This window comes from Oscillospiraceae bacterium (genome assembly GCA_035353335.1).
GTDB lineage: Bacteria > Bacillota > Clostridia > Oscillospirales > JAKOTC01 > DAOPZJ01.
Genome location: DAOPZJ010000101.1, coordinates 1 through 3,027 on the forward strand (window position 1 = coordinate 1; position 3,027 = coordinate 3,027).

Sequence of the window (3,027 nt, forward strand, 5' to 3'; positions counted from 1 at the left end):
CCGCAGTGTTTTTGTGCCTCAAAAGCAAAGACACGCCTTTTTTTGCCAAGATTTTAGCCGGGTTGACGATCGGATATGCCCTCTCACCGATCGATCTGATTCCGGATTTTATTCCTGTGCTCGGTTATCTTGACGACCTTATCATCCTGCCTGCGCTGATCGTCCTGACGATCCGGTGCATTCCGAAAGACACCTTTGATCGGTTTCGAAAAGAAGCCGGGGAGATGTGGAAAAACGGCAAGCCGAAGAAATGGTATTTTGCGATTCCGATTGTCCTCGTTTGGCTGGCGGTTGTCTGGTTGATTCTGCGGGCAATCTTTTTTGCGGGATCGTAATCATATAATGCTGTATTGCCGCAGAGTTTTGTGATATAATGGAAAAAACGGGAAGATGAGCAATAGATTATGCATCAATTTCTTAATATGTAATCAGAACGGAGATGTATAAAAAATGAAACAGCCTGAAACAAAAAAGGAGACCGGTGAATACTTGAACGGTCTCGATTTGCTCGATAAAATCAGCGACATCACCAGGATCGTCGATCCGGTAAAAAAAAGAGTGATCCGATATCATAACAGCGAAATAGACGTCGAAGAAATCCGCTGTTTTGATTTTTGGGGAAAAAATAAGGTATGCGATAACTGCATATCGATGCGGGCGTATCATGAAAATGCCACATATTTCAAAATCGAATATAACAAAGATAAAATTTACATGATCACGGCTGTTCCGCATTCTCTCGACGGCAGAAGAATTGTAATTGAAATTTTAAAGGACATTACGAATAGTTACGTCCTCGATTTTAAAAACGACGCTGTTGTCGATCAGACCATTCATATGCTGATCGATAATATGAACAAGCTTGCTTTCTCCGATTCTCTGACGGGTCTTTATAATCGGCGTTATATCACGGAAAAACTTCCGGTCGATTTGTTAAACACGGCTCTTTCATCCACGCATTTGTCCCTGATCATGGCGGATATCGATCATTTCAAAAAGGTCAATGACGATTACGGTCACGTTGCCGGTGATGATACGCTTCAAAATGCCGCAAGAATATTCACCGGCTGCCTAAAAAGAGAAAGTGATTGGATCGCAAGATACGGCGGCGAAGAGTTTTTGATCTGTATGCCCGGCGCGGATCTTGAAGCGGCAAAAAAAGCGGCGCAGCGCATGCGGCAGGCACTTGAGGATGCGGTCACCGTATTTGAAGAAAAAGAGATACGCGTGACGGCCAGTTTCGGTATTTACAGTCCGGAATCGACCATCAATGAAAGCGTCGAAGAACTTTTAAAACATGCAGATGAGAAATTGTACCAGGCTAAAAGAAACGGGCGAAACAGGGTCGAGTATTAAAGCAGAACTGTTGTCCCTCCGAGGGAGGGCGAAGAGATGAACCTGGTTAGAATTATTCGAGAACAAACAGAACCTTCGGCAGCTTGCATGTGATGTTATTATTATAATCGGAGGCGAAGAAATTGAGACAATACAAAGACCGGGTTTGGGCGGGATTTTTGATCATTTTCTTCTGTTATGCTGCCGCCGCAGGGCTCGGGGCATTCGTCTATTTATATATGAACGGCGATGTATGGTTTAAGCTGCTCGCTGCAGATGCCGCTGCTACACTGTTCGTCTGGGCTGTGAGCCTTGTTTTTCGAAATGCCTCTGTTTATGATCCGTATTGGAGCGTTCAGCCCGTAATCATTTTAGCGCTTTTGCTGCTACAAAAGAACAGTGTGGACACGGGGTCTGTTTTGTTGTTCGCGGTTATTTTATTTTGGGGCGTTCGGTTGACTGCCAACTGGGCTTATACCTTCAAAGGACTGGGTCATCAGGACTGGAGATATAGCCGGATCAAAGAACAAACCGGGAAGTTTTATCAGATAGTCAATTTGATCGGCATTCAATTGATGCCGACGTTTATTGTGTACCTGTGCGTTTTGCCGGCGGTTTATTATATCGTTCAAGAAAGCGTATTCAGCGCGTTTTCGGTAATCGGACTTGCTGTCAGTATATCCGGGACTGTTTTACAGATGACTGCCGACATGCAGATGCACAAGTTTCAAAAAAGCGGCGGGGATCGGACAAAAATCATCCGCACCGGGGTATGGAAACACTCGCGGCATCCTAACTATCTCGGAGAGATCATGATGTGGTGGGGTGTGTATCTGGCGATGCTTCCGGGCCGCACAGAGCTTTGGTATCTGTTTGCCGGAGCGCTTATGAACACCCTGTTGTTTTTGTTCATCAGCATTCCGTTAGCCGAAAAGCATTTGGCAGGATACAAAGTGGGCTATGCAGAATATCAAAAAGAGACCCGTATGCTGCTGCCGCTTCCCAGGAAATCATAAAATTAATACATACTCAATAATTGGAGGAACGTTATAAAAAATTTCCCCGATTTCTGAAAGGTTCGGAAAACCGGGTTCCGTCAAAACAGCAGAATACGCCTGATGTGAAGGGGTATTACTACACTGCTCCGGACGGGAACCAGATGGCGTTTTGGACCTGCCTTGCCGATCGGGTCTCGAAAGAGCACCGGCACGAGCTCGACGAGTATATGATCTGTGTGTCCGGTGAGTACACCGTGGCAATCGACGGGAAAGAGACGGTGCTGCATCCCGGGGACGAAATTTTCATTCCGAGCGGAACCGTGCAGGGCGGCAGTTGTAAAGCCGGCACCAGAACCATCCACGCATTCGGCGGCAGACGGATTATATAAGATATCAAGAAACAAGGAATAATAAGTGCCTGCCGGAAATGTATTAAAGAGGTAATGAAAATGGCTTTTCATGACATTTATCATCGGTTGATCAGCAATTTAGGGCAGATGGATGAAGTGCTGTCAATCGGCAAAAGCGGCGGCGAGAAGCTGCCCCTAGATAATGAGAGCGACATCGACATCTTTATTTTTTGCAGCCGAATTCCCGATGCCGTTAAAAGAAGGAGCGCTGCAGAGAGTTTGGGCAGCGCTGTTTCGGGCTGTAAAATCAGCAATAAAAGCGGCCGATTTTGGGGCGTCTGCGA

The 3,027-nt window shown here is 46.0% G+C and carries 5 protein-coding genes; all 5 read left to right on the forward strand.

Annotated elements, in window-relative coordinates:
* The coding region (locus PKH29_12510; GenBank protein ID HNX15660.1) for a YkvA family protein at positions 1-335 on the forward strand (335 nt) is incomplete at its 5' end.
* Positions 336-450: 115 nt separating this feature from the next.
* Entirely contained in the window at positions 451-1,356 is a 906-nt protein-coding gene (locus PKH29_12515; GenBank protein HNX15661.1) for a GGDEF domain-containing protein, read from the forward strand.
* 122 nt (positions 1,357-1,478) lie between these two features.
* Positions 1,479-2,351, forward strand: coding sequence for a DUF1295 domain-containing protein (locus PKH29_12520; GenBank protein ID HNX15662.1), 873 nt, complete (start codon positions 1,479-1,481; stop codon positions 2,349-2,351).
* Between the two features lie 20 nt (positions 2,352-2,371).
* Entirely contained in the window at positions 2,372-2,722 is a 351-nt protein-coding gene (locus PKH29_12525) for a cupin domain-containing protein (protein HNX15663.1), read from the forward strand.
* Positions 2,723-2,782: 60 nt separating this feature from the next.
* Positions 2,783-3,027 (forward strand): hypothetical protein (locus PKH29_12530; GenBank protein ID HNX15664.1); only part of this gene is annotated, 245 nt, incomplete at its 3' end.

Excerpts from the sequence above, each read along its gene's own strand:
- PKH29_12515 (HNX15661.1), top strand. The coding sequence starts at position 451 with ATGAAACAGCCTGAAACAAAAAAGGAGACCGGTGAATACTTGAACGGT.